This is a genomic window from Humidisolicoccus flavus, from assembly GCF_045689595.1.
Taxonomy (GTDB): Bacteria; Actinomycetota; Actinomycetes; order Actinomycetales; family Microbacteriaceae; genus Humidisolicoccus; species Humidisolicoccus flavus.
Window position 1 is genome coordinate 698,733 of sequence record NZ_CP142724.1, and the last position, 23,191, is coordinate 721,923.

The 23,191-nt window shown below is 62.7% G+C and carries 20 protein-coding genes and 2 pseudogenes; 6 read left to right on the forward strand and 16 right to left on the reverse strand.

Annotation, left to right across the window (positions count from 1 at the left end; all coding sequences use genetic code 11):
* Positions 1 to 39: 39 nt before the first annotated feature.
* Positions 40 to 816, forward strand: a pseudogene (locus tag U2H20_RS03310) (ParA family protein); the annotation flags it as partial.
* Positions 817 to 1,178: 362 nt separating this feature from the next.
* Here U2H20_RS03310 and U2H20_RS03315 read toward each other — a convergent pair.
* From U2H20_RS03315 to U2H20_RS03335, 5 genes are all read right to left on the reverse strand, one after another.
* Positions 1,179 to 1,733, reverse strand: coding sequence for a MerR family transcriptional regulator (locus tag U2H20_RS03315; protein WP_430593075.1), 555 nt, complete (start codon positions 1,731 to 1,733; stop codon positions 1,179 to 1,181).
* A gap of 124 nt (positions 1,734 to 1,857) precedes the next feature.
* On the reverse strand, positions 1,858 to 2,550 hold the full coding sequence (locus U2H20_RS03320) for a MerR family transcriptional regulator (protein WP_430593076.1): 693 nt from the start codon (positions 2,548 to 2,550) through the stop codon (positions 1,858 to 1,860).
* Positions 2,551 to 2,552: 2 nt separating this feature from the next.
* Positions 2,553 to 3,035, reverse strand: coding sequence for an FHA domain-containing protein (locus U2H20_RS03325; protein WP_430593077.1), 483 nt, complete (start codon positions 3,033 to 3,035; stop codon positions 2,553 to 2,555).
* Between the two features lie 84 nt (positions 3,036 to 3,119).
* The gene (locus U2H20_RS03330) at positions 3,120 to 4,169 is read right to left on the reverse strand and encodes an LLM class flavin-dependent oxidoreductase (RefSeq protein ID WP_430593078.1); all 1,050 of its coding nucleotides are present in this window, start codon (positions 4,167 to 4,169) and stop codon (positions 3,120 to 3,122) included.
* Between the two features lie 26 nt (positions 4,170 to 4,195).
* Positions 4,196 to 5,377, reverse strand: coding sequence for an acetyl-CoA C-acyltransferase (locus tag U2H20_RS03335; protein ID WP_430593079.1), 1,182 nt, complete (start codon positions 5,375 to 5,377; stop codon positions 4,196 to 4,198).
* A 134-nt stretch (positions 5,378 to 5,511) separates the two neighbouring features.
* On the opposite strand from U2H20_RS03335, the gene U2H20_RS03340 reads away from it, so the two are divergent.
* Entirely contained in the window at positions 5,512 to 6,393 is an 882-nt protein-coding gene (locus tag U2H20_RS03340) for a diacylglycerol/lipid kinase family protein (RefSeq protein WP_430593080.1), read from the forward strand.
* Here the strand turns inward: U2H20_RS03340 and U2H20_RS03345 are convergent.
* Complete coding sequence (locus U2H20_RS03345) at positions 6,338 to 7,903, reverse strand: MFS transporter (RefSeq protein ID WP_430593081.1); 1,566 nt, start codon at positions 7,901 to 7,903, stop codon at positions 6,338 to 6,340. The genes U2H20_RS03340 and U2H20_RS03345 overlap by 56 nt on opposite strands.
* Positions 7,904 to 7,954: 51 nt before the next feature.
* On the opposite strand from U2H20_RS03345, the gene U2H20_RS03350 reads away from it, so the two are divergent.
* Positions 7,955 to 8,560, forward strand: coding sequence for a TetR/AcrR family transcriptional regulator (locus U2H20_RS03350; protein WP_430593082.1), 606 nt, complete (start codon positions 7,955 to 7,957; stop codon positions 8,558 to 8,560).
* Between the two features lie 71 nt (positions 8,561 to 8,631).
* On the opposite strand, the gene U2H20_RS03355 is transcribed toward U2H20_RS03350, so the two are convergent.
* The 3 genes from U2H20_RS03355 to U2H20_RS03365 form a co-directional block, all read right to left on the reverse strand.
* Positions 8,632 to 10,428 carry a bifunctional 3'-5' exonuclease/DNA polymerase gene (locus U2H20_RS03355; protein ID WP_430593083.1) on the reverse strand — a complete coding sequence of 599 codons (1,797 nt, stop codon included), beginning with the start codon at positions 10,426 to 10,428 and terminating at the stop codon, positions 8,632 to 8,634.
* 134 nt (positions 10,429 to 10,562) lie between these two features.
* Entirely contained in the window at positions 10,563 to 11,516 is a 954-nt protein-coding gene (locus U2H20_RS03360; protein ID WP_430593084.1) for a VanZ family protein, read from the reverse strand.
* Positions 11,517 to 11,607: 91 nt separating this feature from the next.
* Positions 11,608 to 11,994, reverse strand: a complete 387-nt coding sequence (locus U2H20_RS03365; protein ID WP_430593085.1) for a DUF5997 family protein — start codon at positions 11,992 to 11,994, stop codon at positions 11,608 to 11,610.
* A gap of 62 nt (positions 11,995 to 12,056) precedes the next feature.
* Between U2H20_RS03365 and U2H20_RS03370 the strand changes: the two genes are divergently transcribed.
* On the forward strand, positions 12,057 to 12,728 hold the full coding sequence (locus U2H20_RS03370; RefSeq protein WP_430593086.1) for a LysR family transcriptional regulator substrate-binding protein: 672 nt from the start codon (positions 12,057 to 12,059) through the stop codon (positions 12,726 to 12,728).
* Between the two features lie 61 nt (positions 12,729 to 12,789).
* Here the strand turns inward: U2H20_RS03370 and U2H20_RS03375 are convergent, their stop codons facing one another.
* The 7 genes and pseudogenes from U2H20_RS03375 to U2H20_RS03405 form a co-directional block, all read right to left on the reverse strand.
* Positions 12,790 to 12,969 (reverse strand): PspC domain-containing protein, encoded by a 180-nt coding sequence (locus U2H20_RS03375; protein WP_430593087.1) that lies wholly within the window; start codon positions 12,967 to 12,969, stop codon positions 12,790 to 12,792.
* A gap of 127 nt (positions 12,970 to 13,096) precedes the next feature.
* Positions 13,097 to 14,136, reverse strand: a pseudogene (locus tag U2H20_RS03380) (LLM class flavin-dependent oxidoreductase).
* A gap of 204 nt (positions 14,137 to 14,340) precedes the next feature.
* Positions 14,341 to 15,210, reverse strand: coding sequence for a dihydrodipicolinate synthase family protein (locus tag U2H20_RS03385; protein ID WP_430593088.1), 870 nt, complete (start codon positions 15,208 to 15,210; stop codon positions 14,341 to 14,343).
* Positions 15,203 to 16,828 (reverse strand): tripartite tricarboxylate transporter permease, encoded by a 1,626-nt coding sequence (locus U2H20_RS03390; RefSeq protein ID WP_430593089.1) that lies wholly within the window; start codon positions 16,826 to 16,828, stop codon positions 15,203 to 15,205. The genes U2H20_RS03385 and U2H20_RS03390 overlap by 8 nt, the downstream gene beginning before the upstream one ends.
* A complete protein-coding gene (locus U2H20_RS03395; RefSeq protein ID WP_430593090.1) occupies positions 16,825 to 17,385 on the reverse strand; it encodes a tripartite tricarboxylate transporter TctB family protein in 561 nt (186 codons plus the stop codon). The genes U2H20_RS03390 and U2H20_RS03395 overlap by 4 nt, the downstream gene beginning before the upstream one ends.
* Before the next feature lie 137 nt (positions 17,386 to 17,522).
* A complete protein-coding gene (locus U2H20_RS03400; protein WP_430593091.1) occupies positions 17,523 to 18,479 on the reverse strand; it encodes a tripartite tricarboxylate transporter substrate binding protein in 957 nt (318 codons plus the stop codon).
* A gap of 207 nt (positions 18,480 to 18,686) precedes the next feature.
* Positions 18,687 to 19,673 carry a LacI family DNA-binding transcriptional regulator gene (locus tag U2H20_RS03405; protein WP_430593092.1) on the reverse strand — a complete coding sequence of 329 codons (987 nt, stop codon included), beginning with the start codon at positions 19,671 to 19,673 and terminating at the stop codon, positions 18,687 to 18,689.
* 188 nt (positions 19,674 to 19,861) lie between these two features.
* Between U2H20_RS03405 and U2H20_RS03410 the strand changes: the two genes are divergently transcribed.
* Entirely contained in the window at positions 19,862 to 21,508 is a 1,647-nt protein-coding gene (locus U2H20_RS03410) for a fucose isomerase (RefSeq protein ID WP_430593093.1), read from the forward strand.
* Positions 21,509 to 21,654: 146 nt separating this feature from the next.
* On the forward strand, positions 21,655 to 23,139 hold the full coding sequence (locus U2H20_RS03415; protein WP_430593094.1) for an FGGY-family carbohydrate kinase: 1,485 nt from the start codon (positions 21,655 to 21,657) through the stop codon (positions 23,137 to 23,139).
* The last annotated feature ends 52 nt before the right edge of the window (positions 23,140 to 23,191 follow it).

Genomic DNA, 23,191 nt, shown 5'->3' on the forward strand with positions numbered 1-23,191 from the left:
TCGAGTGGTTCAAGACTAGTCAAGGTAGAGTTCTATGCTGTGCACGTACTCTCGATTTCTTCACTCAAGGGCGGCGTCGGTAAGACGACGGTCACGCTCGGACTCGCCTCTGCGGCCTTCGCGAAAGGACTCCGGACGCTCGTCGTAGACCTTGATCCGCAGTCGGACGCCTCGACCGGCATGGATATCCAGATCGCGGGCAAGCTCAATATCGCCGACGTGCTCGCGAATCCAAAAGACAAGATTGTGAAGCAGGCAATCGCACCTTCGGGCTGGGCAAGCGGTCACACCGGCACGGTCGACGTGCTCATCGGCAGCCCCTCAGCGATCAACTTCGACGGACCGCATCCGACGATCAAAGACATCTGGAAGCTCGAAACCGCGCTGGCGACCGTCGAGAACGACTACGACCTTGTATTGATCGACTGTGCACCATCGCTCAACGCTCTGACGCGCACCGGCTGGACCGCGAGCGACCGGGTCATGGTCGTAACCGAGCCAGGGCTGTTCTCCGTCGCTGCAGCCGACCGTGCACTTCGTGCGATCGAGGAGATCCGTCGCGGCCTCTCTTCGCGCCTGCAGCCGCTCGGAATCGTGATCAACCGCGCTCGCCCACAGTCACTCGAACACCAGTTCCGCATTCAGGAACTCAAGGACATGTTCGGCCCGCTCGTGCTCGACCCCGTCCTCCCCGAGCGCACATCAATGCAGCAGGCACAGGGCGCCGCCCGTCCGCTGCACGTCTGGCCAGGCGAGGGCGCGCAGGAGATCGCGGCACTCTTCGACGACCTGCTGCTGCGTGTGCTCGGAGCCGCTGGTCTCGAAGAAGATCACGCTGCCTCACCGATTCCTGCGCCTACAGCAGCCCGGGACGCCGACGTCGCTGCCAGCCAGAGCGCGCGGGACAGTGACAGCGATGCGATCGACCTCAGCAGTTTGTCTATCGAGAGCGCAGTGAGCGCCCCCGAGGACGACGAGGCTTCAGCGGTCTCGGCGCCCGAGAACGACTCGGACGATGCGCTCGAGAACACGCAGGCGTACAACGTGCTCGACGAGGACGACGACAAGAAATCCAAGTAGCGCAACTCGCTGCATTCTTCAGCAGTTCGAAAAGAAAGAGCCCCTGCGATCCGAGATCACAGGGGCTCTTTTCTACACACGCATCAGGTGTGCGAAGTTTAGGAGGCGCGGCTTCGACGAGCACGACGCGCTGCGAGCTCATCGTTTTCGGGCTGCGCGATCGGGCTCAAATCCAGTTCGATCAACTGCGACTCGACCTCGCGCAGAACCTTGCCGACCGCGATGCCAAAGACACCCTGGCCTCGGCCAAGCAGGTCGATGACCTCGTCGTTCGAAGTACACAGGTAGACACTCGCGCCATCGCTCATGAGGGTGGTCTGAGCAAGGTCGTTCACGCCTGCTTCTCGCAATTGCTCGACCGCGACACGAATCTGCTGCAGCGAGATGCCGGTGTCGAGCAGGCGCTTGACGAGTTTCAGTACGAGGATGTCGCGGAACGAGTACAAGCGCTGCGAACCTGAGCCTGCGGCGCCTCGAACGGTTGGAACCACGAGTGCCGTGCGAGCCCAGTAGTCGAGCTGACGGTAGGTAATCCCAGCGGCATCAGCGGCAATCGCTCCACGGAAGCCTTCATCGTCGCCGAAGTCTGGCAGACCGTCCGTAAAGAGGACCTCCTGGCCGAAGCTCGGTGTCTTCGGTGTTCCCTCGTCCATGGACTGCCTCTCATCGTCGCAACATTCAAGTTGCGGTTGAACCTTCACTCATGACTGTAGTGATCGTTCAGACCGAAACCCGGATACACCGCGCGTGTCGGCGAGTTGCTCGGTCGATTTGAGTTTAGCGCGAGAGCGCCCGAATTGCTTGGGCGCCGATCTTCTCTCGAATGGTCGCCAAGTTGTCCGCGAGCTCGCGCGTGGCTTCCCGAGCACGGACCGCATTGGCTGATCCAGGCTTCGCATGCACGGGCCGGACGGCGAGCTCGATCAAGGAGGCTTCGCGGTCAGCGGCTGCGCGCATTCCGCGAAGGTGCCGTGGCTCAATTCCGTAGCGCTCGAGTTCGACGAGCGCGGACACAATCGTGACGGCATCGTCGTCAAAATACTCGCCGCTCGGGATCAACTGCGCACTCATTGCTTCGGTCAGCAACTGCTTGCTCGCTCCCGTCGCCGCCGAGAGCTCGTCGCGGTCGAGGCGTCGCTTCGCGCTGAGAATGCTCGGCGCTACGACAGAGATGTTCGGTCCGGGGATCGCGGGGGTGCGACCGGCGTCGAGTTCTTCGAGGTGTCCGAGAATGACCTTGAGCGGGAGATAGTGGTCGCGCTGCATCGTGAGGATGAAGCGAAGACGTTCGACATCAGAGCCCGAGAACTTCCGATATCCGCTCGGAGTACGGTCTGGCTCGATCAATCCCTGTTCTTCGAGGAAGCGCAGTTTCGACGGAGTGAGATCCGGGAAATCTGGGGTGAGCCGTGCGAGCACCTGACCGATGCTCAGCAGGCCCGCACTCTTCTTGGCGCCGGCTACAGCCATCGCTAGATTGCCCCGCCGAGCAGATCCTGACGCGAGGCGTAGAACGTGAGGCGGAACTTTCCGACCTGGACGACTGTGCCATCGGTGAGGGGTGCTCGGTCGACTCGCGAGCCCTCGAAGTACGTTCCGTTCAAGGAACCCAGGTCGCGAACTTCGAAGGCGTTGCCAGTGCGGATGAATTCGGCGTGCTTGCGCGAGACCGTGACGTCATCGAGAAAGATGTCGGCGTTCGGGTGCCGACCTGCGATCGTGGAGTCCTGGTCGAGCAGAAAACGGGAACCAACGTTGGGACCGCGACGGACAATCAGCAGCGCAGAACCAGATGGCAAGGCCGCGATCGCCTCTTTGTCGTCGGGAGCAGCGTCGACGAGCATCGATGCGAGTTGACGACTGTATTCCTCGTTAAAGGACTGCGTGGTGTCGAGATTCCGTTTGCTGTCGTCAGCGCGGTTCTCGTTCTCTCCAGCGTCAGGCGTATTGCTCATCCCGACCTCCAATCGTTCAACCTCTTGCTCAACTTCTAGCCTACGGGATTCGCACTGAGCAAAGAACCCTCTCTCGGATGATCCTTAACCCAACTCTGGCGTCACCGAGCGCAATGCAACTGCCGTGCGTTCGAGTGATTCGAGTCGCTCGTTTGTGGAGCGACCTTGGAACCCGAGCATCAATTCGTCCGCGCTCGTCTCGCGCACGAGTTCGTCGAGCCAGGCTCGAACGATCGACTCGTCGCCAACTGCGCTGTATCGCATCATTTCCTTGATGGATGCCGCGCCCGGCGTCTCGAGAAGCGCATCGAGCTCATCATCCGAGTAGTTCGTGCCCGGGCGCAAGAAACGCTTCGTCCGTGAGCGAAGAACCGCCTGGTAGCGCTGCTTCGCAAGGTCCTCAGACTCGGCCGCGAAGACGTTCGCCGCGACGATCAGGTGTGGCTTCGAGCCCTGCTCGTTCGGCGTGAACTCGCTCCGGTACAAACGGCTGGCATTGTGCAACTGCTGCGGGGCGAAGTGCGATGCGAAGGCAAACGGCAAACCCAGCTGTGCTGCCAGGCTCGCCCCGAACAGGCTCGAGCCGAGGATGAAGAACTCGACCGGCTGCTCCGGAATCGGATACGACTGCACATTGGGCACGATCGAGCGGCCCGCGAGATACGCCTGCAGGCGCTGTACATCACGAGGAAATGCCTCCGCATCCTCGTAGGAACGACCAAGAGCCTGCAGCATCACCTGGTCACCACCCGGCGCACGCCCGAGCCCGAGGTCGATACGACCAGGATGCAGGGTCGCGAGCGTCCCGAACTGCTCCGCGATCACGAGCGGCGAATGGTTCGGCAGCATGATGCCGCCCGCGCCGATCCTGATGCTCTCGGTCTTACTCGCGACGTGCTCGATGAGCACGCTCGTCGCGCTCGAAGCGATGTCCTTCATGTTGTGATGCTCGGCGTACCAAAGCCTCGTGAATCCGGATCGCTCTGCCGCCCGCGCAAGTTCCACGCTCGCGGCGAAGGTGTCGCGGAACGAGGTTCCTTGATCGTTGATCGCAAGATCAAGGACGCTGACGGGAAATGGAAAATCGATCTGGTCACTCACAGCAGAGGACAACGCACCCGAGGGAGAGCGCATTCCTGCGAACGACCAAGCAACGCAGATTACGAGGCGACTGCTCTGAGGACGATCGCTGTGCCTTGGCCACCACCACCGCAAATTCCGAGCGCGCCGACCGCTCCGTCACCGAGCGCTCGGAGTCGCATCGCCAGGTGACCCGCGATTCGTGCGCCCGAGGCGCCGATCGGGTGACCGAGGGCAATCGCTCCGCCGTTCGCATTGACGATTGCAGGGTCGACACCGAGCGCCGCAGTCGAGACGACTCCCACGGCTGCGAATGCCTCATTGATCTCGACCGCTCGGAGATCGTTCGTCTGCAATCCCGCGTTCGAGAGTGCCCGTTCAATCGCATCCGAGGGTTGCGTGTGCAGCGAAACATCATCACCGGCGACGGTTCGCGTTGACAGGACCTCAGCGAGCGGCGAGAGACCGTGGCGCGCCGCGTACTCCGAGGACGTGAGCACGAGAGCCGCTGCGCCGTCGCTCAACTGGCTCGCGTTCCCCGCTGTGATCGTGCCGTCCTTTGCGAACGCTCCTCGGAGCGTACCGAGCGATTCCGCAGTCGTCTCGGCGCGAACACCGTCGTCGCTGGAAACCATGACCGTTGTTCTTCCCTGCGCGACCTCGATCGGCGAAATCTCCTGCTCGAAGACTCCGGCCGCTTGTGCAGCGACGACTCGTTCGTGGGAGGACGCTGCGAAGGCGTCCTGCACGTCGCGGGTTACGTCGAACTTCTCGTTGAAGGACTCCGTCGATGCACCCATCGACTGCCGTTGGAACGCGTCCGTCAAGCCGTCGAACTCCATCGTGTCGAGCGTCGCCACGGGACCGAATTTGTGGCCGGCACGAGCATTCCAAGCGTGCGGAGCGAGCGACATCGATTCTTGACCGACGACCAGCACGACATCGGCCTCACCCATTGCGATCAGGCGGTGCGCTGCGACGACAGCTTCTGCCCCGGAAAGACACACGGCATTGATACCGATGGCCGGCACACGCATTGGAACGCCAGCAGCGACTGCGGTTTGGCGTGGCGGGTTTTGTCCGACCCCTGCCTGCAGGACCTGCCCGACGACCACCTGGTCGACGGAATCAGGACTGACCCCTGCCGAAGCAAGCGCGGCTTTCGCAGCATGGGCGCCGAGAGTGACGGAGGAAACTTGCGCGAAAACGCCACAGAATTTCACGAATGGGGTCCGGCGGTAGCCGACGATGACAGTGCTCATTGTGTGCTCCTTTGCATTCCACTGCGAGGGCCTCGTGGGCAACAGTCGCAGACCTCCATCCTGCCGCACACCTCGCTGGAGGCCAAGGAGCGCGAGAGTGCAACAATGTTGACCATGAAAGCGATCCACGCGACATGAGGCGTGCCTTTACCGCCTGCGTGAACCCGATCTCCGGATCCGGCGAGGCCGCGTTGGTCTGGGAAGCAGTCGGTGGTTCGCTCCAAGACCTTGGGTTCAATGTCGAAACCGTGACCACGGAGAGCCGGGTTCATGCTGAAGCGACCGCAGCCGACGCCGCCGCCCGCGGTCGCATCGTCGTCGCTGTCGGTGGCGACGGTCTCGTGCGCGACGTCGCCGCTGGGGTGGCAATCCACCAGGGAATACTCGCGGTCGTTCCGGCCGGACGCGGCAATGACTTTGCTGCTGCCTTGCGGCTCCCCAAAACGACGAACGAGCTGAGCGAGCTCCTGCTGAGCGCGGAACCGCAGATGATCGACGCGCTCCTGGTCAACGGAACGCTCGTCGTCGGGAACGCGTACTGCGGCATCGATGCGGTTGCGAACCGGATCATCAACTCGATGCGCTGGCTTCCCGGCGTCGTCGCGTACCGCGTTGCACCGTTCTTGAGCGTGCTGCAATGGCGCGCGAGGAACTTCACTGTGGAAATCGACGGTGCTCGGACTTCGCTCCGCTCACATCTCGTCGCGGTCGGAAAATCAGGAATGTACGGTAACGGTCTGCACATGATTCCCGGAGCATCGCTTCGCGGAGGCAAGGCGCGCGCGATGTTGGTGCGCGCGCCCCTCACCGCAATCGTCGCGTTTCTCCGTCAGGCCAAGACCGGAGCCCACGCAGGGCGATCCGACGTCGAGTTCCACGACGGGAACTCATTCGTGATCGAGGCGGACCGCCCAACTCGCGTGTATGGCGACGGTGAGGATCTGGGCCTACTCCCAGCGGTTATTTCGGTTCGGGAGAATGCGCTGCAGGTGCTTGCACCGAAATCTGCCCGGTAGCCGCTCCCCTGTGGCGCAGTGCGATCGCGACCACCACGATCGCGACGGCCATGAGCGCGAACCCGATCCACGAGGTCGTCACGAAGCCCGAGTCGAAGGCGACACCGGCGGCTTCCGCGAGTTGCTCGGAGAGCGGGCTCGGGAGATCGTCGGCAACACCGACCGCACCACCGAGGGTTTCGCCCGCGTCGCGTGCCTGCTGCGCGGTGAGGCCGCTCGGGAGCACCAGCGCGGAACGGTAACTCGCGCTCAAGATGCTGCCGAGGATCGAGGTTCCGAGCACCGCGCCGAGTTCGTACGCCGTTTCAGAAACGGCCGATGCCGCTCCGGCTTTTCCTGCGGGCACACTCGAGACCACGTAGTCGTTGGCCAGCGTCTCGGCCATACCAACGCCGAGGCCGAGGAGGACGAACGAGCCCATGATGCTCATTGGGGTGGAGTGCTCACCGAAGAGTGCCATGGTGACGTACGCACTCCCCGAAAGCGAGAGCCCGAGGATCATGAGTGATTTCGGCGAGAAGCGTCGCACGAGCCGGACCACAAAGAGCCCCGAGAACACGACTGCACCGATTCCTGGAACGAGAACGAGCGCCGCAACGAACGGGCTGAGCCCTTCGATGAGCTGCAGGTGCTGCGCCGCGAAGAACAAGAAACCAACGAGCGCGAGCACGCTCACGAGGTTGACGATCACGCTTCCGGAGAAGGCACCATTGCGGAACAGCCGGACATCGAGCATCGGGTTCGACTGACCGAGCAACCGGCGCACCACGGCAAATCCGGCAATCACACTCCCGATGAAGGATGCCGCAACCACGAGATCGAATCCGTACGAGCCGAGGTGCTTGATGCCGAAGACAAGGAGGCCGAAGGTCGCCATCGACAAGCCGATCGCGACCGCATCGATCGGTCCCGGGTTGTCATCGCGGGATTCCGGCAGCAGCTTCGGCGCGAAAATCAGAAGCGGCAGCAGCACCGGTACGGCGATGAGGAAGACGCTGCCCCACCAGAAGTGTTCGAGAAGCAATCCACCGACGAGCGGTCCGATCGCTGAGCCTGCAGAGAACCCGGAGGCCCAGATGGCAATAGCGAGTCGGCGTTCATTTCGATCCGAGAAGATAGTGCGCAGGAGCGAGAGCGTCGCCGGCATGATCGCTGCGCCGAAAACACCCATGAGTGCACGGAAGACGACCAGCCACTCCGCGCTGGGTGCGAAGGCCGCCGCGATCGAGAGCACGACGAACCCGGTCGATCCGATGATCAGGAGGAGTCGCCGCCCGAACCGGTCACCGAGACTCCCCGATGCGATCAGAAGCGTCGAGAGCACGAGCGGGTACACGTCAATAATCCACAGTTGCGTGGTCGCGCTCGGGGCGAGGTCACGGGCGATTTCGGGCATCGCAAAGGTCAGCACTGTGTTGTCGATCGCAACGAGCAAGACCGGCAGCATCAGCACGACGAGCGCCAGCCAACGCTGGATCGAGGGTGAACTAGAACGAGATGTAAAACGCATGATTCCTCTACTGTACCGTCTGGACGGTTTTCCGCCTGCTATTCTGGCACAATGACGGCCTCAGATGTACGAGACACGATCTTGCGAGAGTTTTCTCTGCTCGTAACGGTGACCGGAGAGCGCGCCGCGACCCTGGAAGCGACCGCGCGCGCCGCGGGGGTCTCAAAGGGCGGACTGCTCTACCACTTCGGCTCGAAATCGGCGCTCGTCGACGGGGTCATCGCTCGCCTCGAGGAGCTCGTCGACGCAGACTGCGCGGCGATCGAACACTCTCCCGAAGGACCGGTGCACGCGTACATCACGACGAGCGCCGATCTCGGTTCGGATCTCGACGTCATGCTCGACGCAGCCCTCAGACTCTTCCAGTCGGGCGATCATCCGCGTGCCGGAGCCGCAATCGATTCGGCACTACGCAAGTGGCACGAGGTCCTCACGCGGACGCTCCAAAACTCCACGCACGCACTGCTCGTGCAACTGGTCGGGGACGGTCTCTACTATCGCTCGACGACATCACTCGGAGAATCAGGCGTTGCGAATCCCGAACCGGAAGAACTCCTCGCGATCGTGCAGGTGCTCAACGAGATCACTCGGACGAAACGTCGTGGACGCACAGGGGCGACGAGCAAGGATCTTGACCCCAAAGATCGACAGTCGTGATTCGAAACTCGCCGATCTGCTCCGCTCCTCTTGCTGCACTCCTGCATGATCGCTGCTGCATCGCCGATGCATCACGACTCTAGAATTTCGCCCTCTTCATCGATCGCGGCGTCGATGCGCTCCTCCGGGGAAGCAGTGAGCGCCTTTCCGGCGCCGTAATCGTTCGCGATCGACGCGCTGAGCCTGAATTCGATCGGGAACGAACCGAAGAGCGCGCGGCCCGCGGCAGCAGCCGCCTCGTGCACGATCGCGAGGCACGCTTCAGCGAGATGCTCGGGCGCGTGCACGATGATCTCGTCGTGCAGGAAGAAAACGAGTTCCGCACTCCCGGCCGAGTCGTCGAGCGCGGAAAGCCGCTTTCGAATTCCCGCCATCCAGAATGCCGACCATTCGGCTGCGCTCCCCTGCACCACGAAGTTCCGGGTGAACCGACCCCGTTCGCGAGCAGCAGCACTCGCAGCCCGAACCGCAGCCGGATTCGCATCATCCGCGCTCGCCGCAGACTGCAGTGCGAGCCACCGTGCGCTCGGGTCGGGCGAACGCCGACCGAGCCAGGTCTCGACGTACTCTCCGCGTTCACCCGCAAGCGCCGCAGCGTCCACCATGCCGATTGCGAGTGGAAAGTTCGAGCGCAGTCGCGGCAGCAAGCGCCCAGCCGCTCCGCTCGTTGCGCCGTAGAGCGCGCCGAGCATGGCGAATTTTGCGTCCTGTCGCGTTGGCACAGCGCCGGCATCGACGAGCCCCTGATAGAGGTCGGAGCCGCGGCCGGCGGCAGCAAGCGCGAGGTCTCGCGACATCCCGGCGAGAACACGGGGCTCGAGCTGTGCGGCATCGGCGATCACGAACTTCCAACCGGGATCCGCGACCGCCGCACTGCGCAGGGACCGCGGCAGTTGCATGCCCCCGCCGCCTCGCGTCGCCCACCTGCCGGTGACGACGCCCGCTGGCACGTAATCGGTGTGCAGTCGATCACCCCGGACCCACTGTTGCATCCAGGTCCAACCGTTCGCGGTCATCAAGCGGTGCAATCGCTTGAACTCCTGGAGCGGCGCGATGACGGGATGCTCGACCCGACGGAGCTCCCATTTCGAGGTCGATTGCACCTGGAGCCCGGCCTTGCGGAGCGCCTTCAGCAGCGACGCCGCAGATTCCGGATTCAGCTTCGAATCTCCGAGGATCTCTCGGATCTCCTGCACAATCGCTTCGAGCTTCGCGGGGCGACCGCCGTGCACGGGTTTCGGACCGAGTTCTCGCTCGAGATACCGCAGGTGCGTCGCTGTGCTCCACGGCAATCCGGTTGCGCTGAGCTCGGTCGCGATCAGCGCACCGACGGATTCCGCTTCCAGGAGCAAGGCGAGCCGCTCTGGTGCTGGGACGCGCCGCAAGCGCTGCATCACGTGGAGGTACGAGGAGTGCAACGCAGCAGTGTCGAATTCCGGAGTGGCATCGTCGAAGAGTGAGAACGAGAGTTGGGCGTCATGGTCGGCTTGTGCTGCACCTCCCGAGAGGATTCCGGGGTGATCACCAGAGGATGCTTCTGGTTCCTCGCTTGCCAGCGGAGTGTGATCAACAATCGCGCGGCATAAGCGCAGGTCGAGGGCTCGACGGAGACGAACACCCGCACCGATGAGCGGAACGTAGCTCGTGCGAACATCCTCGAGCACGAAGCGCGCGCTCGACCACGGTGCCTCGGAAATCAGCGAGGCGAGGTCGGCGAGCGGGCAGGCAAGGGCAGACTCGAGAACCGGTGCTGAGGCCGTGCCGGGTGCTGCCTCGTTGGGCGCTGCTTCGCCGGAAGATTCGATCACTGGTGGCTCGAGCGGAGCGAGGTGCACGTGCGCATGCTCGATCCACAACAAGACATCCACGTCTGAACTCTACGTCCGACCTCCGACAGATGTGCGAACTCCCGGTTGCACCTGTCGCAGGCGGGCGTCAACGATCGGCGTACCCGCGAGCGTTGCAGCGAGCCCACGATGGCCAGAGGTCACGAACACCGAAATCAGCGAGGCCACGGCAAGTGCGAACGCGAACCACGAGCCGCCCGGAATCGGGAATGACAGCAGAATCCCGAATCCTCCAATGCCGACAAGGAATCGGATGACGCGCGAAACGAGCACCGGAAGCTTCCCCGAAGTGGTCGCAGGAGCACCGCCCATTCGCCGATCGAGACGCCACGCGACAGCACCATGATGAGTTGCGGAATCAGAGACACCGACAGGAGGAGCCCGAGGAAGACCTCGTTCGTCGGCGCCGGACGATCAATCGCCGCGAAGACGAAGGGCATGGCGAAGGTCGCCAAGAAGCCGAGGGTTCCGAACGCGAGCAGATCGCAGAACATCCCGAGGAGCCTGCGACTGATCGTGACGGGAGCGCTCAAGGGCACACGAGTGGCTCGGCGTCGCCCGGAAACGAACATTGCAGCCACGATGGAACCAAGCAGCGCGCCGAAAGTATTGGTTGCGAGGTCAGCGACGTCGAAGAGCCGGTACGCGCAGTCGTAGGCACCCCAGATCCCCGTGAGCTGCGTCGTCTCGACCACAAGGGAAACCACGAACCCGACGAAGGTCGCAACGAAGATGCCGCGCGCGAACAGCGCGCGAATGAGGAACCCGATCGGCATGAAGAGCAAGACGTTGAGCCCGAGCTGCCAGAGTGCGCTGTTTCGGACGACCTGACCGAGCGAGCCATACCCCTCAGCGCGAACGTCTCGGAGCGGCTGCACCATGTCGAGGTTCGGCACACGACACTCGAACGGTCCGTCTGGGATCGGCAAGAGCGTGTACGTCCAGATTGCGCAGGCGGAGACCGCGAGAGCGAACCAGCCGAGCGCACGGGCCGGAGATACTCCGCCTCGTTTTCGATAACTCATCGCAATCAGGGGAACGAGCAACATGATTGCGACCGCGAAGCCGACAAAGGTCGCCACGACACCGGGATACACGTAAGACGACACGATTCGAAAGCGTAACAGCGCGGCAGAGCGCGACTACTCCCCCGCAGTGCGGAAAACGCTCATCCCGAAGAATGAGGAGGATCGGCTGGAGCTATGCGCTTTCGTTGCGCTTGGCGATCTTCGCTTTGCGCTGATCCTTGATGCGCGCCTGGTCGTCCATGACGAAGGCGTGTCGAGCGCGCTCCTCATGGAGCCACTTCGGCTTGTTCTCGAGCATTTCCTGGATCTCCGCGGTCGTCAGCGGCTCGACTTGGCCGTGGCGGGCGAGCCCCGAGATCGAGATACCGAGCTTGTGCGCCACGATGTCTTTCGGGTGCGGTCCGTTTTCGCGGAGCTCGATCAACCACTGAGGCGGCTCGGTCTGCAGGATGTGCAGCTCGTCTCGAGTGATCGTCCCCTCTTGGAACTCGGGAGGGGTCGCCTGCAGCAGAATTCCGAGTTTCTTGGCAGCGGTCGCAGGTTTCAGGTCTTGGCTCACTCTGCAAGGGTATCCGCTGTGCGCGGCACCTGTCACCGCAGGCATTCGTTAGGCTTGGGACCATGCTTCGAGTTGCGTTCGTTCCCGGTGTCATGCCAGGAAAATGGGGGCGCATCTGGAACGAGCGTTTTCCTGACAATCGTTTGGTGCTGACACCTCTGCCGGAACCTGAAATCGTGCCCTCGCTCCAGGCGCTCGACGCGGACATGGCGCTCACGCGACTGCCCGTGGACGAGAACTTTCATCAGATCATGCTCTACGAAGAGCAGATCGTGGTCGTCTTCACCAAGGATCATCCACTCGAAGACTCGAAAGCGGTCGACCGTGCAGTGCTCGCCCGCGAGAACATCCTCACTGACCATTCGAAAGAAACATTCGAGCGAGTCGCCACCGGCGAGGCGATGGCGATCGTTCCAGCGTCGGTTGCTCGAGTTTTTGCACGCAACGACGTCGTCTCGCGACCGATGCCCGACGAACCGCTCGCGCCCGTCGGACTGATTTGGGACAAAGACCTTCGCGACGAGAATGACGACGCTCGCCAAGAGTTCGTCGGAATCGTCCGTGGTCGGACCGCGAATTCGAGTCGCGGGTCGCTGAAGGACGAACCGGAAGTCTCTGCGAAGCCGCAGAAGCAGAAGCAGAGCCAGCGACCGAAGGAACGCAACCGCCCGTTCTACCCGCGGCAGACGCGAAACGCGCCGAAGAACATTCAGCGCAAACGAAAATCACGCTGAAGTTCATCCACGTTCGGACCCCCACGCCACGAGAGTGCGAAGCATGGGAGCTTTCTTCGACCTATCGCGACTTTGGAATCAGAATCCACAACACGATGTACAGGATGACCTGCGGACCCGGCAGCAGCAGTGAGGCGACCGTCAGGACACGAGTCACGGTGTGACTCCAACCAAAACGGTTCGCGATTCCAGCGCACACACCAGCGATGACTTTTTGACGTTGAGGACGGCTGAGGCTCATGCACCCAGTATGGCCTGTGGACCCTCGAACAATCGACGTCCCATCGTCGTAATGCGACGTCCACGTCTGCGCCGACGTCCACGTCTGCGCTGGAGCGCTCGGAACCTGCGCGTTCGGGCGGTGTGGTCTAGGAGTCTTGCGCTTCGAGCAGGCGACGAACCCGAGGGATCACCTCGGTACCGTAGAGCGAAATACTGCGCATCATCGCCTCGTGCGGGAGCCGGCCGTGACTGTACTTCATATCGATTCGTTCGAGTCCCAGCACCTGCACGGTCTTCGCGATCTTCGCTGCGACCGTGTCCGGCGAGCCGACGAGCAGCGCTCCCGCTGAGCCCGCGGATGCTTCGAACTCGTCTCGACGAGGTGGTGGCCACCCACGCTCGGCGCCGATACGACGGACGTATCGCTCGTAGTGCGGCCAGAGCTCATCGCGAGCTTCTTCATCGCTCGGTGCCACATGGCCGGGCGAGTGCACGCCGATCGGCAGCGGCTCTCGGCCGAGTTCTGTCAGCGCGCGCCGATAGAGGTCGGCGAATGGCGCAAATCGTTCCGCTGCTCCCCCGATGATGGCGAGCATGAGCGGCATCCCGTAGCTCGCGGCACGAATCACGGACTGCGGAGTTCCACCGACCCCGATCCAGGCGGGAATCGTTCCTCGCTGCGTGCGCGGGTACAGCGTGCGACCCGTGAGTTCCGGACGGCTGGGGTCGCTTGCGCGAATCGGACGTTCGCGCTGGAGCTCGGCGAACAGCTCAAGCTTCTGCTCGAACAGGGTGTTGTAGTCCTCGAGGCTGTAGCCGAAGAGGGGAAGGACTCGGTGAATGATCCTCGTCCGAGAATGAGCTCGCTCCGACCGTTCGCAATCGCGTCGAGCGTTGCAAAACGCTGGTAGAGCCGCACCGGGTCATCGCTCGAGAGCACAGTGACGGCGGTTCCGAGCGTAATGGTGCTGGTCTTCGCGGCAATCGCCGCCAGTACGGGCTCGGGCGCGGAAATCGCGTAGTCGTCACGGTGGTGTTCGCCGATCCCGAATGCGTCGATTCCGACCTCGTCGGCAAGCACTCCCTCGGCGACAACGTTCCGGATCACCTCGTGCTCGGGCAGGAGTGTGCCGTCAGCATTCTGCGTGATGTCACCGAAGGTGTTGAGACCAAACTGCATTGCCATGCTCGCGTCGTCCGTTCTGCGTTCAGAAATCGAGAAATGTGGTGCGGGGAACTCCCTTGGAATCGCATGCTCGCACGCGCGATCCGAGTCATGTCTGATGATTCCACTCGGTGCAACGCGCTCCTGGCGAGTTCATTCCGCGAGCACCGAGAACGAAAGAGCCCTCTTGCGAATGGCAAGAGGGCTCCTTCTCGTTCGTGTCGCTCAGGAGAGCTGACGAACGACGCGTTCGATTTCGGAGACGGCCGCTTCGTCGGGTGCTTCGATCGCCATGCGGGTCGTTCCCCCGTTGACTCCGAGCACGCGGTACGCCGCCTTCATGCGCCCCATGTTGCCCTGAATCGTGTCGACCGCGAGATCAACGTCACCCTGTGCGGCATCGACCGCGGCGGAGTCGCCCGAGTCGAGTGCCGCAACGAGCGCACGGAAGGGCTTCGGGAGTACCGATGAGATCCCGGAGATCACGCCCTGCGCGCCGTTGTCTGCAGCGATTCCGAGTTCACGGTCCGCACCGGTGTAGAGCAGGAAGTCGTCCGCGACGACGCTGCGGTAATCCGCAATCTGCGACATAGGCTGCTCGCTCACCTTCGCACCGATGATGTTCGGAAGCTTCGAGAGCTCTGCGAGCAGCGCGGTCGAGACGAAGTTTCCACTCCGCTGCTTGTACACATAGATGAAGACGCCGAGACCATCCGCGGCCGCGGAGATCGCGGTGTAATAGTCGCGAAGCGCCTGGTCGGTGGCTGGCAGGAAGTACGGCGTGATGACGGCGACTTCCTTCGCTCCGGCATCGCGCGCAACGTCGAGCAGTCGCAAGGTTTCAAAGAGGCTCGCGGCACCGACATGCACGACGACCCGCATGTGCTCGCCCAGCTCATCGACACTCAGTTTCGTCAGCGAGGCACGCTCGTCGAAGCTCAGGGAAACAAACTCGCCCGTCGTTCCGAGCACGAATGCACCCTCGTTGCCCGATTTCGCGACGAACTGCAGGATCTCGCGAGAGCCATCGATGTCGAGCGCGCCATCTTCGTGGAAGGCGACGGGCACCGCGGTCAGTACATCTCTTTTAGTCATTCTCGGATTTCCTTTCGGAGGACGGCGCTGCTGCATTTGCATCAGCGGCCACTGCAGCGGACTGCTCGGCGGCATCGGTGGACGAGGCGCTTTCCGCGGTCACGCGGGCAGCGATGGGGTCTTCAAGGCTCTCACCCTTCTTCCGACGCCCGAAGAGCTTCGTGAGGAGCGGGAAGAGCAACGACAGGATCGAGAGCGCGACGAGCACCATTGCGATCGGGCTGACGACCTCGAAGAACGGCTTGCCCTGCAGGAGCACGAGGGAACGCGAAAGGTTCGCTTCAGCCAAGGGGCCGAGCAGGAGGCCGAGCACGACGGGGCCAGCCGGAATCCCGACCCGCTTCATGACGACACCGATGACGCCGAAGACGAGCATCGTGATGACCACGAAGATGCTGTTCGAGGTTGCGTAGGTTCCGACCATGCAGAACACGAGGATGATCGTCCAGAGGTAGTGGTTCGGCAAGTCGAGGAGCTTCACCATGAACTTGCTGCGCACGAGCGCAATGACGAGCGACAGGATCGTCGCGATCAGCATGATGCCCGTGATGCTCACCACGAGGTCGGGGCGAGTCGTGAACAGGTTCGGACCAGGCTGCAGGCCCCAGATCATCATGGAGCCGATCATGACGGCCATGACCGAGTCGCCGGGGATACCCAGCGCCATCGTGGTCGTCAGTGATCCACCGAGGGTCGCGCTGGAGGCAGTGTCGCTCGCGGTAATGCCCTCGATCGAGCCCTTTCCGAACTTCTCGGGAGTTTTCGAGGCCGCGCGTGCACGGTCCCAACCGATGAGGCCTGCGATGTCGCCACCAGCAGCGGGGATCAAACCGACGAAGAGGCCAACGCCGCCACCGACGGCGAGCGGCTTGCCCATCTCTTTGTACTCGCTCTTGTTCGGCCACCAGCGACCGAGGCTCGAGATCGGCTTCACCTTGTTCTTGTGGTAGGTCAGCAGCTGGTCGAAGAGTTCGGCGATACCGAAGAGACCGATGATGATCGCAATGAAGTCGAGGCCTTCGAGGAGGTTCAGATTTCCGAACGTGAATCGCTGATCAGCGGTCGCCGAGTAGGTACCGACGGTGCCCAGCAGGAGACCGAAGACACCCGCGATGAGCCCCTTGAGGACAGATTTCGACGAGATACCGATCATGACGGTCAAGCCGAAGAGCACGAGTGCGAAGAGCTCGGGTGACTTGAAGTAGTCACGAGCGATCGTTGCGATCGGGATCGCTGCTGCCGCGAAGAGCACGAGGCTCGCGATGATGCCGAGCGCGGACCCGAACGCGGAGATCGTGAGCGCGAGGCCGGCACGACCCTGCTTCGCCATCGGATAGCCGTCGAGCGTCGTTGCGATCGATGCCGGTGTACCGGGGGTGTTGACCAGGATCGAAGGGATCCGGTCACCGAAGTTCGCTGCCACGTAGATGGTCAGGAGCACTGCGAGCCCGGGCACGGGGTCGAGGGCGAGGGTGAATCCTGCAGCGAGAGCAACCGCCATGGTCGCGGTGATTCCGGGGAACGCACCGACGAGCAGACCGAGTACGAGGCCAAGACCGATGCAACCGGCTACTTCGAGAGAGAGAAGGGATTGCAAGCCTTCGAGCAGAGCGTTCACAGTGGGATCCTCAAGAGAGTGCCGAACAAGTAGTAGATTCCGATGCTCGTCAGGATCGGATAGATGACGAGGCCCTTCCAGCTGTCCTTCCAGCTCTTCCATCCGTAGATGAACATCAGAATCGCGAGGAAGAGCGCGGTGATGAAGAGGAAGAGCTGAATGCGGTAACCGAAGAGGACGACCGACTGCACATTCCACAGTGCAACGTAGCCTGCGGTGACGAGGAGGGTGAGCGCGAGGCGACGGGGGCCACCAGGCTGAATGCGTTCGAGATCGTCGCGCTCATCGGGGGTGCCGACGAACGCCACGATGACCCGCCACACGCTGACGAAAACGCCGACGGCCGCGAGCATCGTCGGCCAGAAGCGCGCGTCCATTTGGCCGGGCGCCGGCTCTCGACGGAGTTCGATTGCGAAGGAGAGCGCGAGCATCGCACTCATAAAAACCAGACTTGAGAGAGCGACGATGATTTCGAGCCGGCGCGAGGCAGCGGGTGCCTCGTCTCCTTCGACTTCCACGATCGCCTCGTCTACAACGACGGGCTGTTCGGTACTCATGAGAGGTACTTTCGTTCTGCGGTATGTGGGAAAAACCTGCCAAAGGAGGTGTGAGCGTCGTGCATCGTGGCTCACACCTCCTTTGCGATGAGTTCCGGGCGGCCGTCGCATCCGACCGCCCGGTTGGTCATTCGACCCTAGGAGCCAGCGAGCTCCGTGAAGAGGTCGAACTGCTCCTCAACGAACGTCTTGAACTCATCTCCTGTGCGGTAGATGACCAAGTTTCCAGCATTCTCCTGGAATTCGTTGTAGCTGTCGGTCTGCACTGCTTCCGCGATTGCATCTTCGAGCGTGGTCTTGACGTTGTCGGGCAGACCCGCGGGTGCGTAGATGCCGCCCCAACCACCGAACTGGATGTCGTCACCGAGCGCTTCTTCGACGGTCGGAACGTCGGGCAGATCTGGGTGGCGCTCGTCGTGCAGGATGCCGAGGATACGGACCGCGTCGCCCTGAGCGATTGCCTCGCCTGCACCGGAGACTGCTGCACCGGCTTCACCGGAGGCTGCAGCGGCGATTGCGGTCGCGCCGCCGTCATACGGAACCGGGGTGAACTGTGCACCGGTGTCTGCGGAGAGGCCGGTGGTTGCGATCTCCCAGATCGATCCTGCGCCGGAGTTCGCGACCGTGACCGAGGTGTCCTGGGCGGCGGCGACGAGGTCTTCGAGCGTCTCGTAGGGGCTGTTCACGCCGACCGAGATAACGCCTGGCGCGAGCATGATCTGCCCGAGGAAGTCGTAGTTCTCAGGAAGGACGTCTGCGCCCTGCGTTGCGTTCAGCATCGCGATCTCGGTCGGACCGAAGCCGATGGTGTACCCGTCTGGCTCTTGATCTGCAACGTATTCCATTGCGAGCGCTCCAGAAGCACCGGGCATGTTCTCGGCGATCACGGTGACACCGAGGATCTTTTCGAGCTCCGTGGCGAGTGCGCGGCTGGAAAGGTCGGAGCCTCCGCCGGGGTTCGCCTGGATGATGAGACGGATATCGCCGTTCGGGAAGGTATCTTCACCTTCGGTCGTTGCGGGGGTGCAACCAGCGAGGGCTGTCATTGCGACTGCGCCGGCGGCAAGAAGGCCGAGCGTTTTCTTCACAGTCATGTGGGTCAACTCCTTTGTTGTTGGCCATCGCTTGGCCTTCGAGCCAGTGATGAGAAAACGTTTTCTAAAGATTCGAGAATCCGAGGAAACGATTTCTCAGATAGTAAGCAGGAAGCCGAACCGTTGTCAAACACGTGAGCCAAAACGTTACCTGGACCAGAAATTGCGTGACACTCGCTTGCGCATATCGATGCACGAAAGGACCGGTCAGGCCCGGACTGCGCCCGCGCTCAAGGTGATCGTTCGCGCGTCGCCGACGTTCTTTCCGGAGACTCGAAGCATGAGGAGCCTCGCTGCCTCACGGCCCATCTCGTAGCTCGGCACCGCGAGCGTCGCCACCTGATGCCCGGGGTCGGCAGACCAACTCAGCGGGTCGAACGAGGCCATCGCAACATCGCGGTGGGTGATCCCGAGCTCACCCATCGCACGGAGTGCGCCGAGCGCCATCGCGTTGTTCGCCGCGAAGAGCGCTCCCGGTCGCCAGGTCCCGGCGAAGAGTTCGTGCGCCGCGGCATAGCCACCCTGCTCTGAATAGTCCGAGACCATGATCCACTCGGTGCGCTCTTTCGCGCCGGACTGCGCGAGCGCGTCCCTGAACCCGGCGAGCCGCTCTCGCCCCGTCGTGCTCTCGCTCGGACCGGCGATCGTGGCGATATCTCGAGATCGCTGCAAGAGGTGCGTGGTGAGGGCCGCCGCGCCAGCCACATTGTCGAGACTGACCGTGTCGAAACCAGCCCCGGCGACCTTCCGGTCGACCGCGACCACGGGAGTGTCTCCGAGAATCTGTGCGAGACGGGCTCCAGAGCGCTCTTGCACCGGAGCAATGACGAGTCCGGCGATCTGTTGATCGAGCAGAACGCGGAGATACCGCTCTTCTTTCTCGGGTGTCTCATCGCTGTTGCCGAGCACCAGCAGATACCCGTGCTCGCGAACGACGTCCTCGACCCCTCGCACCAGATCGGTGAAGAACGGGTTCGTAATGTCGGGGATCACGGCGCCGACCACCGTGTTCGCTCGGCGACGCAGCCCTCGCGCCAAACTGTTCTGCCGGTATCCGAGCCGCTCCGTTTCAGCGAGCACACGGCTCGCCAGTTCGGGATCGACCTTGCCGTTGTTGTTCAAAACGCGCGATGCGGTCGCGAGAGACACCCCAGCCGCTTCGGCGACATCGCTGAGTTTTATTCGGGGTGCCACGTGACTCCTCATTGGCAGATCTTGTGCCGGGCTGCAGTCCCGCACACAGGAAGCATCGTAGCCCGAGCTCATAGAAATCGGACACTGCACGCACACGCTTGTTTGAGAAATCGTTTTCAGGCATACTTTCGCTTAGACGTTCTGGAGCGCCTTCAATCGGAGCGCCCGACCCGATTCAAGGAGGATTCGTGAACCAGTCAAGCCCGTACGCGCTGCCGCAAGTCAAAGATGCAGGCGCAGCGCCGGAGAACACCGCGTACCTGGTCGCAAGTGGCGATCTTCGCCTCGCCGCAAACCAAGGCGGATGGCCAACGCAGCAGGAACTCGAAGCCGGAGTGACGGCAGCCCTCGCAGAACTCGGCTGGAAGGTCATCCGTGCCCACGGCGTCGATGAGACCGAAGGCCACGGGTTCATCAAGAGCCAGCGCCACGGCATCGAGGTGTTCAAGACCATCCCGAAGAACGCACCCGTCATCGTGGCGGAAGCCGTTTGGCAGTACAGCCACCACGTCCTTGCCGGACTCCGCAAGCACGAGGGCCCAATCCTCACGGTCGCGAACTTCCAGGGCGACTGGCCGGGACTCGTCGGACTCCTCGGACTCAACGCCGGAATGACCAAGGCGAACATCCCATACGCGACCACCTGGAGTGTTGACTACCAGGACGAATGGTTCAAGAACGGCCTGAAGAGCTGGACCGAAACCGGCACAATTCAGCACGACTCGAGTCACGTCCGCACGCTCGGCACACTCGCCGACAGCCCGGAGCGCGAGCTCGGAACCGCGCTCGCAGAGCAGCTGCTCAATGAGCAGGCAATCATCGGAGTCTTCGATGAGGGCTGCATGGGCATGTACAACGCGATCATCGATGACGAAATGCTCAACCCGCTCGGCATCTACAAGGAGCGCCTGAGCCAGTCGGCGCTCTACGCAGAGATGCTGACCGTTTCGGCAGAAGAAGCCAACGGAGTGCTGCAGTGGCTGCGCGATGAAGGCATGACCTTCGAAATCGGCACCGATGACGCGACTGAACTCACGGAAGAGCAGCTCGTTTGGCAGGCGAAGATGTACGTCGCAGCCTTGCGGATCAGCGACGACTTCGGCGTGGACGCAGTTGGTATCCAGTACCAGCAGGGTCTGAAAGACCTCGTGCCCGCGAGCGACCTCGTCGAGGGCCTCCTGAACAACGTTCAGCGCCCCCCGGTGACGAGTCGCGACGGCAGCCGCGTGCTGTGGGAGGGCCAGTCGCTCCCCCACTTCAACGAGGTCGACGAGGGCGTCGCCGTCGACACACTCGTGACGACTCGCGTCTGGAACGCAATGGGCCTCGACCCGGCAAACACCCTGCACGACATCCGTTGGGGTGAGGACTACGAGGGCGACTTCGTCTGGGTCTTCGAGATCTCGGGCTCCGTTCCCGCCTCCCACTTCGCCGAGGGATACAAGGGTGCCGTTGGCAAGCGCCAGGGCAACGTCTTCTTCCCGAAGGGCGGAGCGACGCTCTCCGGTGTCTCGAAGTCGGGCGAGATCGTCTGGTCGCGCCTGTACATCGCAGAGAACGCACTCCACCTCGACATGGGGCGCGCCTCGGCGATCGACCTCCCCGCCGAGGAAACCGAGCGTCGCTTGCAGGCCACGAACCCTGAATGGCCGATCATGCACGCGGTGCTGCACGGAGTCTCACGCGACCAGTTCATGGCTCGTCACAAGGCGAACCACCTGCAGGTCGCGTACGCCCCCGACGCTGCAACGGCAGACAAGGCGCTCGCTGCAAAGGCCGCGTTCTTCCAGCGTCTCGGTGTCACCGTGCACCTCGCTGGCGACGTCAGCCTGTAATTCGAACGGTTCGCAACACGTTTCAGTGCGTTCCAGGCGGTCTCCGTCTGGAACGCACTGTTGCATCAGGTGCGAGGTGGTGGTTCCCGACCGCTGTTCGCACGACACCCGCTTCCCTCAATCTGCAACGGTCAAAGGACACTCGCATGGACAACGGACTCATCCTCGGCGTCGACATCGGCACTTCGAGCACCAAGGGAGTGCTGGTCGATACGGCAGGCACCGTCGTGGCTCAGGTCAGCCGCTCCCACGAACCCTCGCGACCCAAGCCGGGTCACGTCGAAATGGACGGCGAACTCTGGTGGAGCGAGTTCTGCTCGATCGCCCGGGAACTCAGCGCAAGCGCTGCATCACACGGAGCACCGATCGAGAGCGTCGGCGTCAGCGGCATGGGTCCGTGCGCATTGCTCACCGATGAGGCGGGAACGCCGCTGCGCCCGGCAATCCTGTATGGCGTCGATACGCGCTCCGCGGCGCAGATCGAAGCCATCAACGCTCGATATGGCGCTGATGCGATTCTGCAGCGCACCGGTTCGGAACTTTCCAGCCAGGCGATCGGCCCAAAACTGCAGTGGGTCGCGGACAACGAGCCCGAGGTGTGGGCGCGAGCGAGGCGGCTGTTCATGCCGGCCTCGTGGCTCGCCTGGAACCTCACCGGCGAGTACGTGCTCGACCACCAGTCGGCGAGCCAGATGAATCCGCTCTATGACAGCACCTCGCTCGACTGGTTCGCGCCCTGGGCTGATGAGCTCCGCGGAGCAATCAGCTTGCCACCGCTGGCTTGGGCCGGCGATCAGGCCGGTCGTGTCGCCGAGGCAGCAGCCGAAGCAACGGGACTTCCCGGAGGCATCCCCGTCATCGTCGGCACAATCGATGCGTGGACCGAGGCGGTCAGCATCGGTGCCCACGAAGTCGGCGACCTCATGCTGATGTACGGCACGACGCTGTTCATGATCAACACCTCGGCCGAGCGCAGCATTCACCCGGCGCTCTGGGGCACCGTCGGCGCCTTTCCGAACACCTTCAACTTCGCGGCGGGAATGGCCACGAGTGGCGCAATCACCAACTGGCTCGACGGCCTGTTCGGCAAGCCCGGCTTCCCGGCACTGATCGCTGAAGCAAGCCAGTCGCCGGCTGGAAGTAACGGCCTCCTGATGCTGCCCTACTTCGCGGGCGAGCGAACTCCGATCAATGATCCCGCAGCCCGTGGTGTCATCGCCGGGCTCACCCTGCATCACACGCGCGGTGATCTGTACCGAGCAGCACTCGAAGCAACGGCGTTCGGTGTCCGTCACAACGTTGAGGCGATGCGCGCCGCGGGAGCCACGATCGATCGCATCGTCGCGGTCGGCGGTGGAACGAGCAGTGCCCTGTGGCCTCAGATCGTCTCCGACGTCACCGGTCTCGTCCAGGAGATGCCGACCCATTCGATCGGCGCTTCACTCGGAGCGGCGTTCCTGGCAGCCTCGCTCGTCACCGAGGTCGACATCTCGCTCTGGAACCCGATCCAGGGCAGTGTCGAGCCGGATCCCGAGCGCGCGGAGTTCTACGACTCGCTCTACGAGCAGTACCGCGCACTGCACGAGCGCACGAGCGATATCCAGCATCACCTCACGACCCTGCAGGGGTGAGTGGCCGCTGAGATTTCCGCTCCATCCGACTGCGTTCAGCGAAATTTGGCTG